The following is a 22,836-nucleotide window of genomic DNA, read 5'->3' as shown; positions in this document are numbered from 1 at the left end:
CAATCTCCTTTCCTGCCGTTCACTTATGCTCGTGCACTGATTTCGTATCCTGCACGGACATTTCATGATGATGTGATGCGGCGTATTTGGTCACAATGTTTTGAAACAGTCCCTCGGGAAATGAGGAATAGGTCAGCACCTTCGTAGTGGAGGGCTTGGCCAATTCATGATATCCATCCAAGGTTAAAGCCGGTGAACCTGCCTTGATCCCTGTTACCCACTCATCAAACTGCTCACGTGTTACTGAATTAACGTCAAAATACATTTTGGCAAAATCCTTGCCGGTATAATTGGCCCCGGAGCCCCAGAAGGTCCCCAGTTCATCCGCCTGCAAGTAAAGCGTCATGGCCATTCCCGACATAGCATAGATTTGGCCTCCCAGCTGAGGGATCCAAAAGGAGTTCATCGGAGAATCGGCCGTGATCTCGAAACGAATAGGCACCCCTTGTGGAATTGTCAGCTCATTCACCGTAGCGATACCTTGTTCGGGGTACTGAAACAGCCATTTCCAGTTCAGCGACGTCACCTGCACCGTTATCGGCTTGACATCGGACTTTAACGGTTTGGAAGGCTCCAGAGCATACGTCGATTGGACGGTAATAACGGCTATCGCGAGAATAATCATAATGGGAATCCCCCACCAGATGACCTCCAGCTTGGTGCTGTGTGCCCAATTCGGCGAGTAAGCCGCTTTTCTCTCCTTACGCTCCCTGTAACGCCACAGGATGACGGCCGTCAGAATAAGAACTGGGACGATGACGACCAGGCATAATGCGGTTGTAATGTACATTAAATCCCGCTGCTGTTCAGCGATCGGCCCTTTGGGATGGAGTACGATGATGTCGGAGCAGCCTGTGAAGACAAACAGTGCAACAGATAGCATTGATAATGCCGAGAACCATCGCCCAATTTTGGAAGCATTCATGTTGAAGTCTCAACTCCTCATAACAATATGGCTTGCATTAAGCTTCACTTTAAAAGAGCACAGCCGAACTGTCACCAGCCGATCAAGAACACAATGCCACCATCCAAGTTCAACGTTTTGAAATGAAATGAACAACATTTGGACATAGTTTCAGCAGTTTCCCATCCCTTAATTGAAATTAGCAACAGCGGACTCGTTAAATCACTAAGCTCCACTTCAAATCGAAAAGCCGATCTTCCTCCCGGGGAAAATCGGCTTTACAAATTATGGCATAGCACTCTTATAGGGGCGTGTAGAGGGATATCATATATCGCACCATGGGTGGCGTCATTAATATGCATTTATTTTAAAGGCATCCAATGTCTGTTGTAGTGCAACCATATGAACAACCTCTGCTATGTTCTGATGAATACAGGCGACCACACTCGTTCGGATCACTTCCCGGTTCATTGCCAGCTGGCCTTTATGACCCCGCAGCGCATAGGGATAATAAGAGCAATCCCCCTCTTGGTATTCCTCGGAATCCTTAATGAGAATGTCCCGCTCCTGCAGCTCCCTCCTTACGGCGGACAGTTCCTCACGCATCCGACTGATCATAATCATGGCTGTATCTGAGTATAGCTTTCGTAAAGTAGCTGTTGATGCTTCCATTTCTATGCGATTCGTGTTAATGATTGTAATCGCGATTGGCAGCAAGATGTAATCTCTCATTAATTGAAGCTCATGTGCAGAAGGCTCCATGAAAATCACCTCATATTCATTATATGAGAACTAGTGTTCCTATATCAATGCTAATTTATTCGTTATAATGCTGACTGCGAGGAGTACTTCCGTTATAATAAAGAAATGCCCTTCCTAACCTGACGACTATTTGACATTGACGGGGTGTATAATGACGTGACGTATGACTTAAACGAAATATCCAAGTATGTAGTAGGTTTTTACAGAAAGCATCAGCCCATACCAGACCTAGAGGAAGTAAATCTTGTCTATCATGCAGCGGCTTCCGGTGATAAGAATGCAGCTACCCGTATGCTGGATTGGAAAAGACACTGCTTCTACGTGAAAAACGCTTATGAACAACAGGTCATGAGCACCGTATTCGCATACTGTGGCGAGCTATTCCGAAGGCAGTGACGAACTTATACTATAGAACATAATCCGGCAAATTAAGGCCATGGAACGAAGCTGCTCCTGGTACATAACGGTGCACATCGTTATTTACAATTTCTTCCTAGTCATATTAAAAAAGTGAGTACTCCGACATTTCATCGGTTCATCTCACTTTTCTTATTGTATAGTTGGAATAAATGCCGAACAGCTCCATCGCTCCAAGCCGCAATCCCGTCTCCTCCCACACTTCGCGGCGGGCAGTATCTTCTATCGATTCTTCCAGCTCCATAAAGCCTCCGGGCAATCCCCACCGGCCGTTGTCTGAACGCTGCTGCAGCAGCAGCTCCTGCCGATCGTTCGTCCACACGAAAAAAGAACCTCTTATTTAGTTAACTTCATTAACAATCTATCATAATTAACACTATAAATAATTAATGTAATTAATTGATATTCAATCTACCTACCGTTTTTCGATGCTATTTTTGCTGATTTTCGACCATCTCCAAATGCTTGCGCCCCCAGCTGCACATGCTGTCCAACACGGAGGAGACGGTTTTCCCATGCTCGGATAAGCTGTATTCCACCTTCGGCGGTATCTCCTGGTACACCACACGTCGAATCAGCTGATCGTCTTCAAGCTCTCGCAGCTGCTTTGCCAGAGTACCTTGGGAGACTTCAGGAATCAGACGGCGAAGCTCGCCGAAGCGCTTCGTGCCGTCTACTAGCAAGATGAATAAAATAAGCGGCTTCCATTTGCCGCCGATCATGTCGAGCGTTGTAATAACTCCTTTTAATCTGGGTTCTTGCAGGTTCATCGTTTCTCTTCACCTCTACTCTATGATACCTGCTGTGTATCCTTTTTGCACTATGAATTCCCCAATTCCTTTGGGAGCCTTTGGTACGAATTTTCGGACCTAGTACGACTAAAGTGCGTACTTGGCAGCATCTGGCTCCTGTTGAATAATAAGAGCCAGGCAGCAAAAATCCTAACTTAGAGGTGGTACTATGACATACCCTACATTAAAGCAGCAAAGAGTCGTTATTATCGGCGGAAGCTCGGGGATCGGCTTTGCCGCTGCCCAACAAGCTAAAGAGCTCGGGGCAGATGTTGTACTCGCAGGCCGTTCCAGTTCCAAGCTGGAGGAGGCCCGGAATCGTATCGGGAACGCAGGCGTCGAAATCCATTCGCTAGATAACCGGAATAACGAGGAGCTGATAGCTTTTTTCGAAGCCATCGGAAGCTTTGATCATCTATTCACGCCGGGCGCCTCCTACGTTAGAGGACCTGTCACTTCAGAGCCTGAAGTCGCCCGCAGCTGCTTTGACGCCAAGTTCTGGCCACAATATTTTGCCGTAAAATATGGCGCCCCCTATATCAGCAAGAAAGGCTCTGTAGTCTTGATGTCGGGTGCGTTCAGCCAGCGGCCGCTAGACGATGGAGCCTCCTATGCAGCCTGCAACGGCGCAATCGAGAGCCTCGGCAAAGCGCTAGCTGTCGAATTGGCGCCGATTCGATTCAATGTGATCTCACCGGGAACGATACGCACATCCTTCAATTGGGAAGGTGCGGAGCAAGCCGTTAGAGACCAAGCGTATGAAGACTATGCCGGAATGAATCTTCTCGGACGGGTAGGTCATGCTGAGGAAGCTGCCCATTCCGTCATCTATTTAATGACCAATGGCTACACAACAGGAAGCACTCTGTATCCCGACGGCGGCTATCTACTTCGATAACGGATGTTGTCTTTACACCAAAAGAGCCGACATAAGTCGGCTCCCACAGTATCATTTATTTGTGCCTTTACTGCGCAGCCGCCTTAGTACTCCTCAAACAGGAAATACCAGTACAGTGCGACCTCGTCCTTGTTTTTCTTAAATCCTTTATAGACGAAGGAGTCGAATCCGCCCAGAACAAAGCCGCAGCTCTCATAAAATCGGCAGGCTTGGACGTTATTATTCTGCGTCTCGAGCATCAGCCCCGGCATACCGCCGGATTTTGCCCAGCTTTTGGCTTTGTCTATGAGCTGACGCCCTATGCCATATCTTCTAAACTGGCGGTCAACCTTAATATCCTCGATATAGCCGTAATGATTCCAATTTCGCTTTAGTACGATGAGACCCGCTACCCGATTGCCGGCATAGGCTATAAAGATCTTTTGATCGGGATGATCGATGTACGTTGAATAATCGATATCGTCTGCATCATCCTCCTGCTGTTCCGAATAGCTTTTGGTGTACGGTGGAACCGGCTTGGCTTCATATTGAATCCCCTGATCTGTGCCGGTAATGACAAGGACAGAATCGACTCCAAAGCTATCATCGATAAGCTGTTCCGGCAGTTGTTGCAGATTCATGAGCTCTTCTATCGAAATATTCAATGTTCTCCCCCTTTATCAAGCATTTTCGTTCCTCTCTCCACGATGACTGTTTATGGTCACTGCCTCCGAAGCCTCATTCCCGCTTCCCAATCGTTTCCATTTTACTACAACCGTCACCCATGCCGCTAAAGCAAATCCAATGCCGCTCCAGATAAGCTGATGGATTCCCAATTGCGCAATGAACCAACCGCCTATCGTTGTACCGACGGTTATTCCCAGATTCGTAAAAGAAACGAACAAGCTGTTGCCGAATTCTGGCGCTTCCTCCGCCTCTGTCATCAGCCAGGCTTGACTCACCAGAAGCCCGCCGGAATGCACCATTCCCCATACGATAACCATAATGATCATAGGAATGAAGTAAGTCCCTAGTCCATAGACAAGAACATAAACCGCTATGTACAGCAAGGGAAAGAGGAACACCGTTCTTTTCAAACTTTTTTGCAGCCAGTCCCCGAATAGAAAATTACCGGCAATCATCACTATGCCAAAAACCATCAGCATCAGACTAATCCAGGTACCGTTCATTCGGGTTACTTGCCCAAGAAATTCCGCATAGTAGCTATATACAGAGAACATCGATGCGAAGATAAAGGTTATGGTTGCAATATGCAGCCATAGTCCAGGCTTGCGCAGAATGCTAAGCTGTCTTCCATAGGTCATCTTCTGATTAACCGGCATGGAAGGCAGTCCTAGTAAGATTCCGAATCCTGCGATGGCACTCACTATTGCGCCAAACAGAAAGGCGGCCTCCAAGGAAATATGCTCAGCAAGAAACGAAGTTAAAGGCACGCCAAAAGCAAAGCCTACCGTAATTCCCGCAAATACCTTTGTCACCGCTTTGCCGCTTTTTTCCGGCGGAACCAATTGGGCTGCCGTGACTAGAGCTATCGAGAAAAAGACGGGATGCAGCATCGCCGGAAGGATTCGAAACACCAGCATCAACTCGAACCTGGTTGTAAAAGCGTACACCAGATTGGAGACTGCAAACAGGAACACCGCGGAGGATAAAATGAGTTTACGGTTCATTCCGGATGCAAGCAAGGTAACAAAAGGTCCCGACAAGGCCACCACCAAAGCAAACACGCTGACCAGCCATCCTGCTTGTGCAGTGGAAATATGGAATTTATCGGTTACCTGGGGAAGTACCCCCACGATGCCCATCTCCGTTGTTATGATACCAAACACACCTAGGGCAAGCATAATAAGTAATAAAGGGTTAGACTTGTTCATGAGGATAGTTCTCCATTTCTGTTGTTCTGTGACCGGACCTTCAAGGTTTCATCTATATATTCATGTATCTATATTTATAGATATGTTAAGGCAAAAAAAGGGGCACCTCCTTCCTCTCTAAAGTTCTTTCTGCACATACTCGGCGAACTCCCGAATTATTTTTTCATTCCTTCGATAAAAGGTCCATTTGCCTATCCGCTCCGATTCGAGTAAGCCGGCATTTAGCATCGTGCTTAAGTAGCTTGATATGACGGATTGCGCAAGCCCTGATTTGGCCTGAAGATCCGCCACACATACGCCGACCTTGAAGTCGATACCATGCTGGATATAAGGACTTTTATCAAAATACTCCTCTTGATGCTTCAACCAAAACATAATTTGACGGCGTGTTTCATTCGATAATGCTTTATAGATTAATGAAGGGTCCATACCGGTTATTATATCTATTTTTATAGATTTGTAAATATGTTAACCCGAACGATCAGGAAACTTAACTCTGGATAGCTTTAAAATATCGGAATATTTTATTCAGCTTTTTCTCATGCCGCCCTCTTGGACTCTCCATAGAACCGAACTCAAAAAATTTGACCTTCTTCATGCCGACAAACTGAAATAATGCCTTTCTCATTAATATTTTGTGAGCGTTATTCAGCCAAAACAGTGGATACAAGGCCGGTCCCTTCATCGTAGAAATACAGACGACCGATTTTCCTTGGAGCAGCCCTTCCGGAAAAAGCCCCTTCTTATCGCGGTAGGCGAAATTAGCGGCGAACATTTTATCAATATAGCCCAGCAGCATGGCCGGAGGTCTTCCCCACCAGATCGGATACACCAATACTATTTTATCCGCCCACAGGATTTGTTCCCGATAAGTCTTCAGCTCAGGATCGGCATGCATATCTCTTCTGCGTTTGTTCTCATGGAACACAAGGACCGGATCAAAGCCCTCCTTATATAAATCCAGTATGGCGTTCAGCCAGCCCGTTACCCCTAGCCAGGTTAGCGATTGTCAGCATATGTCCATGCCGAATACAAGCCGGGAGCTTAAGAAGCTGTGCGAGAAGCAGCTCTGTGAGAAATTCGACGCTCCCGATGACCGGCGCAAGCAATTGTACCGTCTTACCTCCGGTGGTGAACGTATGATGAATGAAGCCTTCAAGCTCATCGAAGCGCGCTTCCTTCAGCGGATCCGTGAAGCATCCGATAGTGACCTTAAGGAGATGGATCATGCGATGGACATACTGAACAGCAAGGTCCTCCATGCAGGCAAGTCCGGATAACCGGTTCACGCTGCCCTTTTCCCCCGCATAACGAAAAGCTCTGCTTCCTGTTATCAGGAGACAGAGCTTTTTATAATCCGGATGAATTCGATTAAACAGCCGGTCTGTTCAACCTTTTTCGAGAACCCCTACGAGCGAAGTATAGAGGAATTCCCCCAATTTCTGACGTGCCAGCCGTACTTTCCTAATTTGGCTTTAGACAGCAGATTATGTCAATTCTTCAAGCCGCTGACGGATATTCCCCTGGTACAAGCCTCCGTGGTAGCAGATCACGGCTTGAATATCGTAGGCTTTAAACTTATGAAGCGATTGGAGCGCCTGCTCCATATTCGGCGTTACCCTAGGATTCGGCCCCTGCAGTTCTCCTTCGCTTACGACCATGGCGTCTCCAGCAATCAAGGTTTTGCTGGGCTCATGATACAAGCTTATATGGCCCGGAGTGTGCCCCGGCGTATGAATAACGACCACACCGCCGGCTATGGGCAGCCTTTCCCCGTCCTTAACGGTTTGTGTTACATTCCCCTCTGTCGACTTGGAGAATGCATCCTCAAACTGCTTCCGCAGGTTATCCGGCAGTGACTGAAGCAAAGTTTGCTTTCTTTCCGGAGTCATCTTGATGAACGGAAGCTCTCCATCGATATAGGGCTTGTCATCCGGATGAGCAAGCACCTCGATGCGCCCTTGACTGTCATGAAGGAATTGAGGAAGACCACCCACATGATCGATATCCTGATGGGTTAATATAATGGTGCGGGGCTCCGCTTGCTGAATCCCTGCTTTATGAATCAGATCGAGGATAAGATTGCGGCAGCCAGGCATCCCCGTATCCACTAACACATAAGTATTTGAATCGTAAAATACGGTGGGATGAATGACCATCGGAGTACCGGGTACAGCCAGCTCCAGCATTTCGAGACCTTCAGCAATTTTCATAGTTTCCAAAGCAATTCGCTTTGGTTCACCTCCTCTTGTTTTACGAAAACCATTGAGTTCATTATATGACCCGTAAGTTTCGGATGTCAATTCCATTATTGACCCTTAAGCGGTATCATGTCAAAATACGGAGGGGGTGGACGGATTGGAAGAATTGAAAAGACAACAAATCATCCATACGGCCATGGGTGTTTTTAAAGAAAAAGGGTATTTTGCCGCGTCCATGAAGGATATTGCAGAAGCGTGCGGCATGGCCAAAGGAAGCATTTATAAAATATTCCCATCCAAAGAGGATTTATTCACCGCCGTATTTGAAGCCTGCCATCAAACAATGTTCGATCAGGCCAGGAGACTGGATCAGCAATGCGGTGTGGCTTCCTCTAAGGAGATCTTGCGGCGGAAGATCGAATTCCAGCTTCAATTCATGATGGAGAACTATTACTTTACCAGTGAGTTCAAAGAGCTTCCGGTAAAGGATAACGAGCATTTTAAGATTGCTTGGAGAAAGAAAAAGCTGACCCTGCTCAAGATGCTGCGGGACTGCTTTTATGAGGCTTACGGCGATTCGGTTCAAGCTTATATCTGGGACATTGTCATCATATACCGGGGGTTATTGAGGGAATATTTATCGTTCGCCATTCAGAAGGCTATTGCTTTACCCATGTCTGAGCTGGCGCTGTTCCTGGTAGAGCGGATGGATTCCGTTATCAAAGACATGATAAGGCAGCAGCCGGCTCCGGTGATCAGAGAAAGCACCTTTGCCTTTAATCAGCTTCATCCGATGGACGAAGTTAACCAAAGGCAAATGGCCGGCGAATTGCTGATCTCGATCGAGAACAAGCTCCAGTCGCTGCAAGTCACTGCTTCGATGAGAGAAGAATGGATGGAGGTTCTGAAGCTGCTGAAGGAGCAGCTGGAGCTGGAAAAGCCGAACGCTACCCTGCTTCGCGTCTATGCATCGTATCTCGAGAATAATCCGGAGCTCAGCTCCTTAATCCGCCAGCTTCGTTTTATAACGGAACGATAAAAAGGCACCTTGTAAATCAAAAGGATCAGGTCTTAGCCTCCCGTGAAGACATAGACTTGATCCTCCCTTATTGCATGCCGCCGCCCGGCTTCTCAGCAATGACTTCTCATCAATGAAATCCTTTACTTCATGCGTACTTGTGTCAACTCATCATTCAATAGGACGAGCTTTTGCTTCGTTAAATTGTATACCCATAACATGGCAATGAAAGCGATCAAAGCGCCAGCTGCGGGGATGAGGGTGATCATATTCTTGATTCCCATAGCGACCTCTGCGGTTTGTGTCTGCACTCCCGAATTATAGCCTACGAGCACGAGCGCCAAGCCCCCGATTCCCCCCGCGACGGCCTGCCCGATCTTGCGTACCAGAGAATAGATGGAATAAACCGTACCTTCTTCCCTTTTGCCGGTAAGCTTCTCCTGATAGTCGATGCAATCGGCTACCATCGCCCATATTAATATATTCATAAAGGCCAGGCCGAAGTTGGAAATGCAGTTTAAAGCCATATACATATAAGCATTAGTAATAGGCATCACGTACATTAGAGCGCTTACAATGAATGTAATCGCCAGCCCGACCGACGCGGTTTCCTTCTTCCCAAGCCTTTTCACCAAGGGAGATATGACCGGCATGGCGACGAAGCTGGCTCCGAATCCAATTAGACCTGAAGCGGAGATTAAGCCCGGGCTATGGAAATAATCCTTAAACAAATACGGCGTTATCGCTTGACTCACAAGCATGGAAGCTAGCATTCCGAAGGAAGCCAGCATTAACCCTAACAAGGGGCGGTTGTGAAGCAAGCCCTTGATTGTTCGAATGAGCTGGACCTTTTCCTGAACAGGCTGTGCTGCTTTAATTCGCTCCGTCGTGAAATGGTATGCTCCCAAATAAAATCCGATGGCGAGAACAGCGCAAATGACAGCTACAAGGAAGAAGCCGGAAGCCGTTGGCGTCTTGCCTGCTCCAAATACGATCGATGGTGCCGCCGCCATGATGAATACATTGGCTAACAAAGCTCCAAGGGTGCGGAAGGTGGACAGCCCTGTTCTCTCAATCGGATCCGATGTCATGACGGATGCCAATGAACCATAGGGAATGTTGATGGTCGAATAAGCCAGCCCCCACAAAATGTAAGGTGCAGCGGCTACCAATACCTTCAACAACGAATCCGATGATACCGGGATATGGGTAAAGGTCAATACGCCGAGCAAGGTTACCGGTAGTGCGCAATATAACAAATAGGGACGGAATTTTCCCCTCTTTCCTGCCGGCTTGGAATCGACATACGTACCCCAAGCAACGTCAAAAAGCGCATCGAGTACCCGGGCCACCAACAGGATCATTCCTGCGGCCCCTGCCGAGAGGCCGTACACGTCGGTATAGAACAGCATAAGGTACCCGCTGATCAAGCCAAAAAACAAATCATTGCCGATATCGCCGAACATATACCCGATCTTATCTCTTATACCAAATTTTCGCATCTGATTAGTAGGCATAAGATCAGAACGATTTACGGTTTCTATCACTCTATTCATACTCACAGCCTCCATCTGGCATGGTTCTGGGGAGAGTCAGGTTAGCGGGCGCGAACCGTAGGAAATGCCCCGCCCTCTAACCTCTTTTCTCTTTTTTCCTATTCGTTCTTGTATCCGAAGTGAGGTATCGAGTGCCAGCGCTTGCGCAGCTCATGAGCCGCGTATTTCGGCTTGCGGTCCCTCGTAAAGATGCCTTTTTTATTTCCCTGTACACGAATGATGCCTTGGCTCGTTTGAAAATCAGCAAAGTTCCACACCTGCTCGCCTACGAAGGTGCCGAATTCATCGAAAACCTCGTGGTTAGCCTTCAAATATTCCACCTGGAATTCTTCGGTAAACATGACGGGGTCCACATCGTGCAGCCCGGCAATGGTATCCGCACCGTATTCCGTCATGATGATCGGTTTCCCTGGACAGCGGCGGCCCCAGCCATGGAATTCCTCACGGAGCTTGTGCTTCGCCATCTCCCAATCTCCGCCCTGAACATACCAGCCATAGTATCGGTTCAAAGCCAATACGTCGACGAGCTCGGCTACCTTGCAGGTTTCCGGCGTAGACATCAGATGGGTCACGATGGTAACCGGTCTATGCTGAGGGTCCAATTGCTTGGCCAGCTCAACCAGGGGCTTAAAATATTCATAAGCTCCTTCTTCCTCGGAAGCAGGCTCATTGGCAATAGACCACATGACGACGCAGGGATGGTTTTTATCTCGGGCAATCAGCTCGCGGATCACCTGCTGATGATGTTCCGCTGTCTTCAGCTCCTCCCATGTTTTTCGTTTTGCGCCGCTTCCAAAAATCGCCATGAAATTCAAATGTAATCCGACAGCGGGAGTTTCATCGATCACGACGATCCCTTCCTTATCCGCGAGCCGCATCATTTCCTCCGAGTACGGGTAATGAGCCGTCCGGAACGAATTGGCGCCGATCCACTTCATCAAGCGGAAATCCATAACATTCGCCGCTTCGTTGATGCCTCTTCCATGAATCGCCGTGTCCTCATGCTTCCCGAAGCCCTTGAAGTAAAACGGTTTTTGGTTGATAAGAAACCTCCCGTCCTTGACTTCCACGGTTCGTACGCCGAAAGGCTGTTCGTACACATCTATCGTTTGCCCATTTTCGATCAGCTCGATCTTCATTTGGTACAGGTACGGAGCCAAGGGCTCCCACAGCTTCACATTACTAAGGCGAAGAACGCCTTGCCCGGAATTCCCTTCTGCCACCAGACGGCCCTGCTCGTCAAGAACGCTCACCTTCACCTGCCCTTTAGCCGAGGTATCCACTTTATAATGAACGATCCCATCGGTCCCCTCCGTCTCCGTAACAATCGTTACATCCTTGACATACGAATGAGGTGTCGTATAGATTTTGACCGGGCGATGAAGGCCGGCATAATTGAAGAAATCGAAATTCGGCTGGTTGCGTACCACTCTGCCTACTTCGGGAACTTCCTGATCACTATAAATTCCGACGGGCAGTGTGGTTTCATCCACTATATTGTTCACCGCGACCGTCAAACGGTTAGGTCCTCCCTGCAGATGCATATTGATAACGGTTTCAAAAGGCATGAAGCCTCCCTGATGCTCCGTTACCAGCACGCCATTCACATAAACTTTGGCCGTGTGGGTCGCCGAGCCGAATCGGAGCACAATCCTTTCGGTTAAGAGCTGCCTAGGAACGGTAAACGTTCTCTCATACCATACCCAGCCAACATGATTGCGGATGTCCGCGGTAACACCCAAATCATTATACGATGACGGAACCGACATGCTGATCGTATTCGTGAGAGGTTGTTCATACCATTTCTCTTGAAAGCCCTTACCAGAATCCAGCTTAAAGCCCCAAATCCCATTCAAGTCTAAGATAGCCCGCGATTCCGTTATGATCGGATATAACATAGTTTTAGCTCCTTTTTATCATGGATGTCATTCTGTATGGGTTATTATACTGCTTTCTAACGCCGCTTGTTAGGACTATAATTGCATATATAGGATTCCAATAACATATCAAAAAGGATGATTCCAAATGAGCCTCCAGCTGAATTTGACGGTTGCCACTCTGACCTTATTTCATTCCACAGACATCAATACGAGCGTACTGAACAGCAATGGCTCCCTCTATTTGGCTCACGAGCGGGATCCGATGCCGGACTTTATGCGCGGCATGCAGCAGAGCTTGTATCCGTACTTAATCGCTGAAGCAAGCCGATCTTATGGAGAATGCTGTTTATTTACCGATGAAATGAGCCTGTCCTATTTGGCAAAGCATATACAGCTTCCTGAGCAGGACCCAAAGACGATCGTCATTGGCCCCTTCCTGGAGCAAGTGCCCGGTACCAACCGGCATGACCATGGATTCAAGCTTGGCGCGCAACAGCAGATAGAGCTGGAAGCTTATTACCGCAGCTTGAAGCTGATCAGCAGCTCACGGGTTCAAAGTATTGCGAATGTACTGGATCAAGTTGGCTCCATCCGGCAAACTCCGCTGCGGATTGTGAATGCGACGAATATAGAGAATGGATCACCGAGACTGTCCCAGGCAGAGCTGTTGAAGCGCCAGTCTGATGAATCCTTTGTCGAACTCATAGAGCTGAGGTATCAGATAGAGAAAGAGATGATGAGGGCGGTAGAGAAAGGAGACCAATCGGAGCTCAAGCGAATCACGAAGCAGGTTAACAATCTGTTCGATTTTTCCGAGAGATTTCCGAACCAGCCGGTTCGGGCATTGAAAAACGCCATGGTCGTACTGAACACGCTGCTGCGGATTGCCGCGGAACGCGGTCGTGTGCAGCCTATATTTCTGCATCGGATTTCGGAGAAATTCTCCAAGCAAATCGAACGATTGGATACGATCGATTCGCTCAGTGCGTTATGGAGCACCATGGCGGAGGAGTACTGCGAGCTGGTGGGGCGGCGTTCCATCGCAGGGTATTCTCCCGCCGTGCAAAAAGCGGCGGAGCATATCGCGACCCGGTTTAATCGGCCCTTAAACATGCAGGAGCTGGCGGCATTATGCGAGGTCCACCCTGCTCATCTCTCCAGACAATTCAAGAAGGAAACCGGGCTAACCCTAACGGACTTTCAGCAAAAGCGGCGAATGGAGGAGGCCAAGCTATTGCTTAAATCGGAGCACGTTTCTGTGGGATGGATTGCCGGTTATGTCGGCTACGAGGATTCGGGTTATTTTACCCGAATATTCAAAAAGCTGGAAGGAATGAGTCCATCGCAGTATCGCACCAAGAAGTGAGACTTCACGTCCATCGAATGCACTTTACAGCTCATCGATGATATCCCCTGCCGTAATCGATCGGGAGAAAGCCCTTGCTGCTGCTGCACGATCGCCGGCTTCCCCATGCAGATATACGCCATAAACAGCCGCCAGCTTGGCAGAAAAGCCTTGAGCAATCAGGCTGGCGATGAGACCCGCAAGGACGTCTCCGGCTCCGCCGACCGCCATTTTGGGATTGCCTGTCGTATTGATCGTAACGGCACCGTCCGGCTCCGCTATGACGGTCCGCGCGCCTTTCAATACCAGAATAACCCCATGCCGTCTGGCATAGCTTCTAGCCAGTTCGATCCGGTCACGCTGCACGTCCCGGATGCTGAGCCCGGTCAATCGGGCCATCTCCCCAGGGTGTGGGGTAAGGATGACCGGCGATCTGCGGCTCGGCCATTGGTCCAAATCCGCATCCGCAAGCATATTCAGCGCATCGGCATCCAATACAAGCGGGCAGTCTGACGTTCCCCAGATTTCACGTAGCCATTGGCTGTCCCCCTCCCATCGCCCCATCCCCGGTCCGATTACTATCGAACGCTTCTTGTCGGCTAATTCGATGACCGACGAAGCGGGAATAGAAGACCAATCGCCCAGGCCCGAATCCTTCAATCCCATAAGCATGATTTCCGGTATGGTTCCCATCATGGCCGGCTGCAGCGATTCCGGAAGCGCCCATGTCACCAATCCGCAGCCGCCGCGCAACGCTGCTCTTGAGCATAGATGACCGGCACCGCTCATCTGCCGGCTTCCGGCCGCAACCAGTACATGGCCATAGGTCCCTTTATTGGAATCCTGCGGACGAGTTACATTGCCAGCCCGGAAGCCGAAACGGTTCTTGAACATGGCCTCATTCGTCAGGTAAGTCCGGACACCATGCAGAGCCGCCCATTCGCTTACTATTCCAATAGGGCGAACAACAACTTCCCCGGCTTGCCCGGCGCCAGGGTATTGCTCCAAGCCTCTCTTGGTGAACGCCAGAGCAACCGTTCTTTCCGCTTCAATGCAAGGATCGTGTACCTCACCCGTATCGGCATCCAATCCGCTTGGAATATCGACGGCGATGATAGGCAGACCGGAGGCATTTGCCTCCAATATCAATTGAGCATAGGATTCCCTTGGCTTTCCGCGGCTTCCGGTTCCGAGGAGAGCATCCACGATTCCGTCATAATCACGCCAATCGATACTTCCGCTTTGATAAATTTGCGACGGTACTCCAAATCGGGCGGCTATGGCGCTTTGAGCGGCACTCTCCCCCTTCCAGCCCGCAGGATCTTCTATGTAAATGACGGTCGGGTCCATACCCGCTTCGATCAAATGCCTTGCAGCTACGACACCGTCACCGCCATTGTTGCCTTTTCCAACAAGTATTGCCCATCTGCGAAGCTTTCCGCCGGAATAAGCGGTCACTTCATCGGCGACAGCCCTCCCTGCATTTTCCATTAAAACCATCGACGGTATCCCGATAGTTTCAATAGCATAGGCATCTATTGTACGCATTTCCTGGTTTGTCACAACAAACATGAGCTCTTCTCTCCTTAAGAACGAAAGTTCGGCCATTAAGATGCCCTCGCAGGATCATCCTACTTCAATTGTAGAAGCGGCCAAGGCCCCTTGTAAAGCTTCGTTTAAGGCCGACTCTCATTCGAGCCTTTTCTGGCTAAAGATACAAACAGCAGGACCAACGGGAGGAACAAGGCAAAAATCAGCGAAAATGGCCCCCAATTTTTGGATAAATAATCGGAGATAAAGATTGCATTCCATATTTGGTACAAAAAAAGGGAGCCCTAATCGGAATCCCCTTGACATTATATATGGCTCCCGAGTCAAATGAGAGATTCACTTGGATCCGGCATCCGTTCCTTTTGAAAAAATGCTTCGACAAGTGGTTGGTCATCTACTAGCGATTGATAGACTACATTATACGATTTCCAATCGTAGTTATGCCATGAGCATGATCATTGTAAACCGGTAAATAAATTGTTTACATATCATTTATTATGTATACTTTTATTAATAAGATAACATAGAATATATTATGTAAACATATTTTGAATTTTGTGAACCTGAAATAAAATAGTAGACCATAACTGACTACCGCCTCATGTCTCACCGACCCATGCGTGTTGAAACATTAAAGAGCTCGCCAAAAGGCAAGCTCCTTCCTTTGATAAACTTCGAATCCTAGTTAAACAATAGATTGGTTTCTTACAGCCGCTCTCTTCTTCCCAATTTGCGTCGCCGCTATAACACTGCTGACCACCAGCACGCAAGCACCGAACAAATACGGGAGGTTTATGTGGATATCGAATAAAATTCCCGCAAGACCCGGACCGAATATGTTGCCGAGACTCATATAAGCATTGTTTAGGCCGGCCACGAACCCTTGCTCATCCCCCGCCTCCTTGGACAACAAGGTATTGAGAGTAGGACGTAAAATATTATTGAAGGTAAAGAACAGCATCGTCATGAACATCACATAAATAAAGTTCCCCGACAGCAGCAGGCACACAAGCGATACGGCGCATAAGACGAGCATGGAGCTGATCACTTTCTTCTCCCCCATCCATCGAGTAAGCTTCCCTGTCAATACAAGCTGATTGACTGTAGCAATCAGGGAGCATACCGTGAGTAGGACAGCTATATCGCGCGTGTCAAATCCATAGCTTTGTACGACAAACAGCGGAAAAATCGCTTCGAAATGCATGAGTCCGAAGGTCAGCGCGAATACCATGAGCAGCAGAATAAAGTACTTGGATCTTACCGACAGGATGATCTGGCGGAGGATGTTCTCCTTCTTGTTTTTGGACTCCCTCTGCATGAGTCTCTGATCTGCGGTAGTGGATTCCGGGAGCAGCTTCAGGCTGCACAGCATCGCAAGAAGGCCTATCCCTACAGATGCATAGAATGGGAACCGGATACCAAGCTCCGCAAGCAAGCCACCGGCTCCCGGCCCGATAATGAAGCCTGAGGTCATGGCCGTTCCTAGCAACGACATCGCTTTGCCCCGCTGATCATTCGTCGTAATATCCGCTACATACGCCATTATGGAAGGCACCAACGCCGCAGAGCCAATTCCTCCGATTAAACGGGAGAGGAAAAGCAGCGATAAATCCCCGGCAACAGCCGCAATCAGGTTCGATAATGCGAATAAGAACAGCCCGGCAAGGATCATAGGCTTGCGCCCGTATTTATCTGACAGGTTGCCTGCAATCGGCGAGAAAATAAACTGGGTCAATCCGAAGCACGAAACCAGATATCCTGCCGCTTGTCCCCCTGCCCCGAATTCATTGAGCAGCTCGGGAAGGATCGGGATCACGATTCCCGTACTAAGCATGGCAAGAAACATATTTAACAGAAGCAAAGGAAACGAAGATTTGGCAAGCATGATGTATTCTCCTTTTTCTAGTACAGCTGAACGGCTGACCGACCAGGAAGCCCCTCTCCCCGTCCCATAGTCAGCAAGAAGTATTCTATCATGGAATCGCCCATATGAAAAATATGAAAAACATAGCTTTCACCAACCTAGATCGAATAGCCGGGAATAAAAATATCCCCCATAATGTTATGGAGGATTGTAGTTTATTCAAAAGGCTGCAGCCACAGTCTCTTGGCCGACAACTGCGATTCCCCGGTAAGAATAACAAAGCACCGGCTGGTCCCGTTGAAATGCAATATCGTTCGCGTCACACTCGTCACGGAAGGAAAGCATGTCATCTGCAGAATAGTTCATGAAGCTAGTACCGTTTCCTATCAAAATGCATAAAAGATAAGTTCCAGTAGTTCCTGTATGGGACCTGCACTCCAGAACATAGTGGTCGGAATGGCCGCGCCCATCCTCTGTATAAATCCGAATACGGGCCTGGTTCGTTATCGTATCCTCCGGGCTCATGAACAGCTTGGCTTCATCGGATACCAGGGAGCCGTCCATAATGGCACTAATGCCTTTGCCAGCCAAACTCTCCGCATCCTCAAAGGTATGGAATTTATTCATTTACGTTTCCCCTATCTTTATGAAAGTAAACTTTGCTTTCTATCATACTATAATACCGGTAAGGTTGGAACCAGGATAGCCTTACCGCTGATAGGCAAAATAAATTCATAAAGTGGGACACTGGCTTCAAAGCTGGTCAGATACTTTGCGGGGAGTCCCTAATCGAACGAACTCAACCCGTCAATGTAAAAAAAGCCGCAGCCACTGCCTCGCAGCAGTTAACCGCAGCTTCTCTCTTATAAAGTAATGTTATTCGTCTCCTGTCGCAATCGGATTGTCTTTATAACTGATCCAATCCGACCAGCTGCCCGGATACAGCCGGACGTTCCTGAACCCGGCCTCCTTCAATGCCAACACATTCGGCGTTGCCGATATACCGGAGCCGCAATAAACGATAAGCTCCTCCTCCTTGGATAATTCGCTGAAGCGCTGACCCAGTTCTTCAGACGATTTCCAGGTCCCCCTTGCTTCAAGCCCATCCTTCCAAAAGTAATTCAACGCTCCTGGAATATGACCCGCTACCGGGTCGAACGGCGATTCTATACCCAGGTACTGGTTCCGGTCCCGGGAGTCGATCAGCCTGGCGTTCTTTTCCCCTTGGACAACCGCCTTCACAGTATGGACATCTACGATCCAATCTTCCTTAACGGCCGGGATCAACACGCGTGCCTCAGACAGCGGTTTCTCTGTACTGACGGGTAGTCCTGCCTCCGCCCATGCTTGGAAGCCCCCGTCTAATATACGCACATCCTCGACTCCAATATATTGGAGTACCCACCACAAGCGTGAAGCCGCCGGCCCGTTCACATCCTCGTAAACGACTACCGTAGTGGAGGTATCGATCCCTAGAGAGCCAAAGTGCTTGGCAAGCCGTTCAGGTGACGGAAGCGGGCTCCGCCCCCCATGCTCGCCTGCAGGATCCGTCAGATCCGCTTTAAAGTCGACGAACACAGCCCCCGGCAGATGTCCGGCCTCATAAGCTTGTTTGCCATACTGCGCTTCTTTGGGGTTAAAGCGTACATCCGCAATGACTACATTTCCTTCTTTGAGACGAGTCTGCAGCCATTCAATTCCAACTATTACTGAGTTAGACATGGGATCAGTACTCCCTTCCACAATTTGGTTTATATTACAAATTCGAGATCTTCCTGCGTTTTTACTTGATGGATTGCCGCATAAATATCATTTTGGACCTTCAGCAGCTGCACGTCGTCCCGTTTTCGGGGTCTCGGATAAGGGATGTCAAATATTTTCTGTATTTTGCCAGGTCTTGGAGATAAGAGAACAACCCGATCCCCCAAAAATACTGCCTCGGATACATCGTGCGTAACAAAGCACACCGTTTTTTTCTCTTTTTCCCAAATATTCAACAGATCGTCCTGCAGCTGCAGCCGGGTCAAATGGTCAACGGCGCCGAACGGCTCATCCATCAGCAGTACTTCCGGGCTGTTCGCCAGAGCACGGGCTATACCCGCTCTCTGCTTCATCCCCCCGGACAATTGATGGGGATATTTATGCTCAAAGCCCTGCAGACCGACCATGTTCAAATAGTATTGGACGATGTCCTTTCTTTCCGATTTGGGTATTTTGCGAAGCTCCAGCCCGATTCCGACATTCTGGGAGATCGTTCTCCAAGGATATAGGGACGGGTCCTGGAATACAACACCTCGCTCGATCCCGGGTCCGCGCAGCTTCTTGCCATCCAGCAGCACTTCCCCTGATGTGGGAAGCTGAAGACCGGCTAATATCTCAAGCAGAGTGCTCTTGCCGCAGCCGCTCGGGCCGAGAATGCTGATAAATTCTCCATCCTTAATGGTAAGATTAATGTCCGATAGGGTCAGGGTGGGACTCGAGCCACCATATCTTCTAGAAACCGCTTGAAGCGTAAACCCGGCCATACTTACACCTCGTCTTTCTAGTTACTTCTTGGGGATGAACCGCAAATCAATGATTTTGTCTACATCATAAATTTTGTCCTGCAGCCCGAGCTCCAGTTGAACCTGCTGCGTATCCTGCAGCGCCTTTTTATCTACGTCAGGGGTATTTTCCCACAGAACTTTTTCCCGCTCGAAGGCTTTGTCTACTGCTGCCGGATCTATCTTGATCTTGGATAAGAAATAAGTCTTGTACTCATCCGGATGACTCTTCGCATATTCCTGCGATTTGAAATAGGCTCGAAGCAGCTTCTCGATCAGCTCAGGCTTCTTGGCTATCACCTCGTTGCTCGAAGCCAGAACCCCGGTGTGGAAGGTAGGCAGATAATCCCACCCCTTCGCTAATATCTTTCCTTTTCCGTTTACTTCGACAAGGGAAGCAAATGGCTCATGAATAATGGTTGCATCGACTTGCCCTGAAGTAAGACTGGCATAAGCCGCTTCGTTCGCACCATTAGCCAAGTAGGTTACATCCGTTTTGCTTAAGCCATGCTTTTTAAGAATGACTTGAGTATAGACGTCCAATCCACTGCCAAAGGCGGCTGCTCCGACCTTTTTCCCCTTCAATTCTTCTACACTATTGATACCGGGCGCAGCTACCAGATAAAACGGCCCTTTCGTACGGAACATGGAGGACACGATTTTGATCGGGGCTCCTTTTCCCGCAGCAATGATCGCCGTTGTGGTTGCAACGTCTGCAATATCCACATCTTTGCTGGTCAAGCTTTCAATCGGATTTTGTGTCGTTACGAACTCGACATCCAGCCCTTCTTCCTTGAAAAATCCTTTCTCGGCGCCGAAATTGACGGCCAGGCCGCTAACGCCATTGAACGCCGCGTAGCGAACTTTTTGAAGCTGCTGCGCTCCTTCGGAAGACGATGTTGCAGAGCTCTTGGATTCCTGTCCGCCTTTGGCGCCAGTGGAGCAGGCGGTAAGCACCATCACCATTGCTATTGTCAGAATTCCTACTCCCCGCCATGATGTTTTTTTCATTCTTCTCTCTCCCTCTATGTGAATGCCAAGCATTTTAGTAAGATTTCCATTTCAGAACGACTCTTTTTTCCAGCAGATCAATAATTGCAATAATAAGGACCGATACGATCGTGACGACAGTAATGATCGCGAAAGCTTTGGCCGTATCGTATGTGGACGTCGCTTGGACCAGCAGGTTGCCAAGGCCATCCTTGGATGCGATCATTTCGCCGAATAATGCCCCTACCAGACCGGTAGCAGCCGATACTCGTAACGAGACGAATATCGTTGATGCTGCAGAGGGCAGTATCACCTTCGTAATCGTCTGGAATTTGGTAGCCTCAAAGACCCTTGCCACCTTCAAATGATTGTCCGCCGTCTGCTTGATTCCTGTAATCGTATTAAAGGCGATGGTAAAGAAGCAGAACAGGAACACAATGGCAACCTTATGTGACAACCCGATGCCAAGCCACAGCATCAAGAGCGGAATGACGGTCACCTTCGGGACCGCCAGCAGTGCGGACAGGAACGGGCGAAAGAACGATTCCGCCCTTGGGACCAGCACCAGGAACAAGCCCGTTCCTATCCCCGCCGCAGCGGAGAGCACATAGCCTGCCGCAAACTCCCCGAGCGTTACGAATAGGTGATGAAAAATAATGCCGTTCGTAAACAAGCCAATGATTTCGTCGATTACCTGTGTAGGCTTGGATAAATACAGAGGTCCGACGATTTCCGCCCGTACGATATACTCGATAAGACCAAGCCCCAGCAGTAAAAATAGGATCTGAGCGATGATAATCCGCCAGTTAGCCAATAAGGATTTGCTGCCGCCCATACGTTTCCCTCGCTTCCTCAGCTGCTCTGTTGTGTGCAAATTACTTTTTCAGGACGGCATCTTTCTTCGCCAGCCGGTTCTCGGGACGCGGAAGGCCGAAATGCTCCCGGAACGTGCTTCCTTCGTATTCCGTACGGAATAAACCGCGTTTTTGAAGCTCCGGAACGACGAGGTCGATGAACAAATCCAATCCCCCAGGCATGTAAGGAGAGCATAAGTTGAAGCCGTCCGCAGCTTCGTTAACGAACCAGCGTTCAATCTCATCCGCAATTTCCTCTGGACTTCCGACGACAAGCAGATGCCCTCTGACTACGGCAGCAAAGTAGTAGAACAGCTCTCTCAACGTGATATCGTCGTGGCCGGCTGCATTTTGCGCTAGTCGGACGAGCAACTCGGCACTGTTGTCGTTTAAAGTGGAAAGCGACAGATCGGGCAGCGGTCCATCTAACGGGTAGCCTGTTAAATCAATTCCGATTCGGGCAGACAATGCAGATAGATTAAAGTCAGTGACAATCAAGGAGCTGAGCTCGCGATATTTGGCATGCGCCTCTTCCTTGGTGCGCCCTACCAACGGAACGAGTCCAGGCATGATGAACAGCTCATCCTTCGAACGACCGTACTTGGCTAGCTTGCTTTTGACGCTTGCATAAAATTTACGCGCTTCCTCGATCAAGATTTGCCCTGTAAAGATAACGTTGGAGAAGCGTGCTCCCAGCTCCTGGCTTCTCTCCGAGGTTCCTGCAGACAGCAGTGGAATTTGCCCTTGCGGAGGCCGTGCAACATTCAGAGGACCCGCCACAGAGAAATGTTCGCCTTTATGATGAAGCGCATGGACCTTGCTCTCATCGACATAGACGCCGGTTTCCTTGTTTCTTACGAACGCATCATCTTCCCAGGTATCCCATAAATCCTTGACAAGCTGAACGAATTCGTCCGCGTAGTCATACCGTTTGGCATTATCCCAGTGCTTGTCTCTGCTGAAGTTCAACGCTGCTCTGACATCAGCGCCCGTCACAACATTCCAGGCGACACGGCCTCCGCTCAGATGATCTAGTGAAGCGGTTTGACGGGCAATGTGGTAAGGCTCCGCATAGGTCGTGTTCGCCGTTACGATCAAACCGATCTTTTCCGTCACTGCAGTCAAATGGGCGATCATCGTGAAGGGCTCCATCCGAACCATCTGGGACGGGAATTGATACTGCATATCGGCGCTAGTGGCAAGAGCATCTCCCAGGAAGAAAAAGTCGAACTTCGCTTCCTCCAACCGCTTGGCGACATATTGCAAAAACTTAGGATCGAAGGCACCATCCGCAACCGCCTCAGGCAGCCGCCAACCGGCCGGATGATAGCCTGTAGAAAAAAGAAATAAGCCCAAATGAAGCTTGCGATTCGTTTGCTGTGTCATGG

22 protein-coding genes and 2 pseudogenes are annotated in these 22,836 nt (G+C 49.0%); 5 read left to right on the top strand and 19 right to left on the bottom strand.

Translation table 11 applies throughout. The annotated features are described in order from the left end of the window. Nucleotides 1-19 precede the first annotated feature (19 nt). On the bottom strand, nucleotides 20-925 hold the full coding sequence (cyoA, locus tag B1728_RS07635) for a ubiquinol oxidase subunit II (RefSeq protein WP_079909573.1): 906 nt from the start codon (nucleotides 923-925) through the stop codon (nucleotides 20-22). Between the two features lie 330 nt (nucleotides 926-1,255). Next, nucleotides 1,256-1,666 (bottom strand): YhjD family protein, encoded by a 411-nt coding sequence (locus B1728_RS07630; RefSeq protein WP_079909572.1) that lies wholly within the window; start codon nucleotides 1,664-1,666, stop codon nucleotides 1,256-1,258. A 156-nt stretch (nucleotides 1,667-1,822) separates the two neighbouring features. On the opposite strand from B1728_RS07630, the gene B1728_RS07625 reads away from it, so the two are divergent. Further along, nucleotides 1,823-2,062 carry a hypothetical protein gene (locus tag B1728_RS07625; RefSeq protein WP_079909571.1) on the top strand — a complete coding sequence of 80 codons (240 nt, stop codon included), beginning with the start codon at nucleotides 1,823-1,825 and terminating at the stop codon, nucleotides 2,060-2,062. A gap of 166 nt (nucleotides 2,063-2,228) precedes the next feature. Here B1728_RS07625 and B1728_RS07620 read toward each other — a convergent pair. Further along, nucleotides 2,229-2,423 (bottom strand): annotated as a pseudogene (locus tag B1728_RS07620) (NUDIX domain-containing protein); the annotation flags it as partial. Between the two features lie 91 nt (nucleotides 2,424-2,514). Further along, nucleotides 2,515-2,853 carry a winged helix-turn-helix transcriptional regulator gene (locus tag B1728_RS07615; RefSeq protein WP_079909569.1) on the bottom strand — a complete coding sequence of 113 codons (339 nt, stop codon included), beginning with the start codon at nucleotides 2,851-2,853 and terminating at the stop codon, nucleotides 2,515-2,517. A gap of 190 nt (nucleotides 2,854-3,043) precedes the next feature. Between B1728_RS07615 and B1728_RS07610 the strand changes: the two genes are divergently transcribed. Beyond that, the gene (locus B1728_RS07610; RefSeq protein WP_079909568.1) at nucleotides 3,044-3,772 is read left to right on the top strand and encodes an SDR family oxidoreductase; all 729 of its coding nucleotides are present in this window, start codon (nucleotides 3,044-3,046) and stop codon (nucleotides 3,770-3,772) included. A gap of 83 nt (nucleotides 3,773-3,855) precedes the next feature. Here the strand turns inward: B1728_RS07610 and B1728_RS07605 are convergent, their stop codons facing one another. The 4 genes and pseudogenes from B1728_RS07605 to B1728_RS07590 form a co-directional block, all read right to left on the bottom strand. Beyond that, nucleotides 3,856-4,416: a GNAT family N-acetyltransferase gene (locus tag B1728_RS07605; RefSeq protein WP_179135934.1), complete on the bottom strand. Its 561-nt coding sequence runs from the start codon at nucleotides 4,414-4,416 to the stop codon at nucleotides 3,856-3,858. 15 nt (nucleotides 4,417-4,431) lie between these two features. Next, complete coding sequence (locus tag B1728_RS07600) at nucleotides 4,432-5,646, bottom strand: MFS transporter (protein WP_079909567.1); 1,215 nt, start codon at nucleotides 5,644-5,646, stop codon at nucleotides 4,432-4,434. A 117-nt stretch (nucleotides 5,647-5,763) separates the two neighbouring features. Further along, nucleotides 5,764-6,075 carry an ArsR/SmtB family transcription factor gene (locus B1728_RS07595; protein ID WP_079909566.1) on the bottom strand — a complete coding sequence of 104 codons (312 nt, stop codon included), beginning with the start codon at nucleotides 6,073-6,075 and terminating at the stop codon, nucleotides 5,764-5,766. A 61-nt stretch (nucleotides 6,076-6,136) separates the two neighbouring features. After that, a pseudogene (locus tag B1728_RS07590) lies at nucleotides 6,137-6,613 on the bottom strand (NAD(P)H-dependent oxidoreductase); the annotation flags it as partial. A gap of 49 nt (nucleotides 6,614-6,662) precedes the next feature. On the opposite strand from B1728_RS07590, the gene B1728_RS35725 reads away from it, so the two are divergent. After that, entirely contained in the window at nucleotides 6,663-6,926 is a 264-nt protein-coding gene (locus B1728_RS35725; RefSeq protein WP_144027792.1) for a MarR family winged helix-turn-helix transcriptional regulator, read from the top strand. 207 nt (nucleotides 6,927-7,133) lie between these two features. Here B1728_RS35725 and B1728_RS07580 read toward each other — a convergent pair whose 3' ends face one another. Further along, nucleotides 7,134-7,859 (bottom strand): MBL fold metallo-hydrolase, encoded by a 726-nt coding sequence (locus B1728_RS07580; protein ID WP_079909563.1) that lies wholly within the window; start codon nucleotides 7,857-7,859, stop codon nucleotides 7,134-7,136. A 145-nt stretch (nucleotides 7,860-8,004) separates the two neighbouring features. On the opposite strand from B1728_RS07580, the gene B1728_RS07575 reads away from it, so the two are divergent. Beyond that, a complete protein-coding gene (locus B1728_RS07575) occupies nucleotides 8,005-8,886 on the top strand; it encodes a TetR/AcrR family transcriptional regulator (RefSeq protein WP_079909562.1) in 882 nt (293 codons plus the stop codon). A 122-nt stretch (nucleotides 8,887-9,008) separates the two neighbouring features. On the opposite strand, the gene B1728_RS07570 is transcribed toward B1728_RS07575, so the two are convergent. Together B1728_RS07570 and uidA are read right to left on the bottom strand one after the other, a co-directional pair. Further along, entirely contained in the window at nucleotides 9,009-10,421 is a 1,413-nt protein-coding gene (locus B1728_RS07570) for an MFS transporter (RefSeq protein ID WP_179135933.1), read from the bottom strand. Nucleotides 10,422-10,519: 98 nt separating this feature from the next. Continuing rightward, nucleotides 10,520-12,319 (bottom strand): beta-glucuronidase, encoded by a 1,800-nt coding sequence (uidA, locus tag B1728_RS07565; RefSeq protein WP_079909560.1) that lies wholly within the window; start codon nucleotides 12,317-12,319, stop codon nucleotides 10,520-10,522. Nucleotides 12,320-12,446: 127 nt separating this feature from the next. Between uidA and B1728_RS07560 the strand changes: the two genes are divergently transcribed. Next, the gene (locus tag B1728_RS07560) at nucleotides 12,447-13,667 is read left to right on the top strand and encodes an AraC family transcriptional regulator (protein WP_079909559.1); all 1,221 of its coding nucleotides are present in this window, start codon (nucleotides 12,447-12,449) and stop codon (nucleotides 13,665-13,667) included. 24 nt (nucleotides 13,668-13,691) lie between these two features. Here B1728_RS07560 and B1728_RS07555 read toward each other — a convergent pair whose 3' ends face one another. The 8 genes from B1728_RS07555 to B1728_RS07520 all read right to left on the bottom strand — a co-directional run bounded on the left by B1728_RS07555 (nucleotide 13,692) and on the right by B1728_RS07520 (nucleotide 22,834). Next, the gene (locus tag B1728_RS07555; protein WP_079909558.1) at nucleotides 13,692-15,218 is read right to left on the bottom strand and encodes an NAD(P)H-hydrate dehydratase; all 1,527 of its coding nucleotides are present in this window, start codon (nucleotides 15,216-15,218) and stop codon (nucleotides 13,692-13,694) included. A 664-nt stretch (nucleotides 15,219-15,882) separates the two neighbouring features. Next, entirely contained in the window at nucleotides 15,883-17,082 is a 1,200-nt protein-coding gene (locus B1728_RS07550) for an MFS transporter (protein ID WP_079909557.1), read from the bottom strand. Between the two features lie 198 nt (nucleotides 17,083-17,280). Continuing rightward, nucleotides 17,281-17,688: a hypothetical protein gene (locus tag B1728_RS07545; protein ID WP_079909556.1), complete on the bottom strand. Its 408-nt coding sequence runs from the start codon at nucleotides 17,686-17,688 to the stop codon at nucleotides 17,281-17,283. Between the two features lie 249 nt (nucleotides 17,689-17,937). Next, on the bottom strand, nucleotides 17,938-18,783 hold the full coding sequence (locus B1728_RS07540) for a sulfurtransferase (RefSeq protein ID WP_079909555.1): 846 nt from the start codon (nucleotides 18,781-18,783) through the stop codon (nucleotides 17,938-17,940). A 29-nt stretch (nucleotides 18,784-18,812) separates the two neighbouring features. Continuing rightward, entirely contained in the window at nucleotides 18,813-19,586 is a 774-nt protein-coding gene (locus B1728_RS07535; protein WP_079909554.1) for an ABC transporter ATP-binding protein, read from the bottom strand. Between the two features lie 21 nt (nucleotides 19,587-19,607). Next, entirely contained in the window at nucleotides 19,608-20,615 is a 1,008-nt protein-coding gene (locus B1728_RS07530) for an ABC transporter substrate-binding protein (protein WP_079909553.1), read from the bottom strand. Nucleotides 20,616-20,649: 34 nt separating this feature from the next. Continuing rightward, a complete protein-coding gene (locus B1728_RS07525) occupies nucleotides 20,650-21,429 on the bottom strand; it encodes an ABC transporter permease (protein ID WP_079909552.1) in 780 nt (259 codons plus the stop codon). Nucleotides 21,430-21,469: 40 nt separating this feature from the next. Beyond that, nucleotides 21,470-22,834, bottom strand: coding sequence for an LLM class flavin-dependent oxidoreductase (locus B1728_RS07520; protein WP_256865270.1), 1,365 nt, complete (start codon nucleotides 22,832-22,834; stop codon nucleotides 21,470-21,472). Nucleotides 22,835-22,836 lie beyond the last annotated feature (2 nt).

Source organism: Paenibacillus sp. 32352, from assembly GCF_002042965.1.
Classification (GTDB): Bacteria; Bacillota; Bacilli; order Paenibacillales; family NBRC-103111; genus Paenibacillus_S; species Paenibacillus_S vulneris.
The sequence above is the reverse complement of the archived record's forward strand: the minus strand, read 5'-3'. Positions and strand labels throughout refer to the sequence as shown.

What these genes read in the sequence shown, in the direction of transcription:
- cyoA (WP_079909573.1), bottom strand. Translation starts at nt 925, where the DNA reads ATGAATGCTTCCAAAATTGGGCGATGGTTCTCGGCATTATCAATGCTA.
- B1728_RS07630 (WP_079909572.1), bottom strand. Translation starts at nt 1,666, where the DNA reads ATGGAGCCTTCTGCACATGAGCTTCAATTAATGAGAGATTACATCTTG.
- B1728_RS07615 (WP_079909569.1), bottom strand. Translation starts at nt 2,853, where the DNA reads ATGAACCTGCAAGAACCCAGATTAAAAGGAGTTATTACAACGCTCGAC.
- B1728_RS07610 (WP_079909568.1), top strand. Translation starts at nt 3,044, where the DNA reads ATGACATACCCTACATTAAAGCAGCAAAGAGTCGTTATTATCGGCGGA.
- B1728_RS07600 (WP_079909567.1), bottom strand. Translation starts at nt 5,646, where the DNA reads ATGAACAAGTCTAACCCTTTATTACTTATTATGCTTGCCCTAGGTGTG.
- B1728_RS07595 (WP_079909566.1), bottom strand. Translation starts at nt 6,075, where the DNA reads ATGGACCCTTCATTAATCTATAAAGCATTATCGAATGAAACACGCCGT.
- B1728_RS35725 (WP_144027792.1), top strand. Translation starts at nt 6,663, where the DNA reads ATGTCCATGCCGAATACAAGCCGGGAGCTTAAGAAGCTGTGCGAGAAG.
- B1728_RS07580 (WP_079909563.1), bottom strand. Translation starts at nt 7,859, where the DNA reads ATGAAAATTGCTGAAGGTCTCGAAATGCTGGAGCTGGCTGTACCCGGT.
- B1728_RS07570 (WP_179135933.1), bottom strand. Translation starts at nt 10,421, where the DNA reads ATGAATAGAGTGATAGAAACCGTAAATCGTTCTGATCTTATGCCTACT.
- uidA (WP_079909560.1), bottom strand. Translation starts at nt 12,319, where the DNA reads ATGTTATATCCGATCATAACGGAATCGCGGGCTATCTTAGACTTGAAT.
- B1728_RS07560 (WP_079909559.1), top strand. Translation starts at nt 12,447, where the DNA reads ATGAGCCTCCAGCTGAATTTGACGGTTGCCACTCTGACCTTATTTCAT.
- B1728_RS07555 (WP_079909558.1), bottom strand. Translation starts at nt 15,218, where the DNA reads ATGTTTGTTGTGACAAACCAGGAAATGCGTACAATAGATGCCTATGCT.
- B1728_RS07550 (WP_079909557.1), bottom strand. Translation starts at nt 17,082, where the DNA reads ATGCTTGCCAAATCTTCGTTTCCTTTGCTTCTGTTAAATATGTTTCTT.
- B1728_RS07545 (WP_079909556.1), bottom strand. Translation starts at nt 17,688, where the DNA reads ATGAATAAATTCCATACCTTTGAGGATGCGGAGAGTTTGGCTGGCAAA.
- B1728_RS07540 (WP_079909555.1), bottom strand. Translation starts at nt 18,783, where the DNA reads ATGTCTAACTCAGTAATAGTTGGAATTGAATGGCTGCAGACTCGTCTC.
- B1728_RS07535 (WP_079909554.1), bottom strand. Translation starts at nt 19,586, where the DNA reads ATGGCCGGGTTTACGCTTCAAGCGGTTTCTAGAAGATATGGTGGCTCG.
- B1728_RS07530 (WP_079909553.1), bottom strand. Translation starts at nt 20,615, where the DNA reads ATGAAAAAAACATCATGGCGGGGAGTAGGAATTCTGACAATAGCAATG.
- B1728_RS07525 (WP_079909552.1), bottom strand. Translation starts at nt 21,429, where the DNA reads ATGGGCGGCAGCAAATCCTTATTGGCTAACTGGCGGATTATCATCGCT.
- B1728_RS07520 (WP_256865270.1), bottom strand. Translation starts at nt 22,834, where the DNA reads ATGACACAGCAAACGAATCGCAAGCTTCATTTGGGCTTATTTCTTTTT.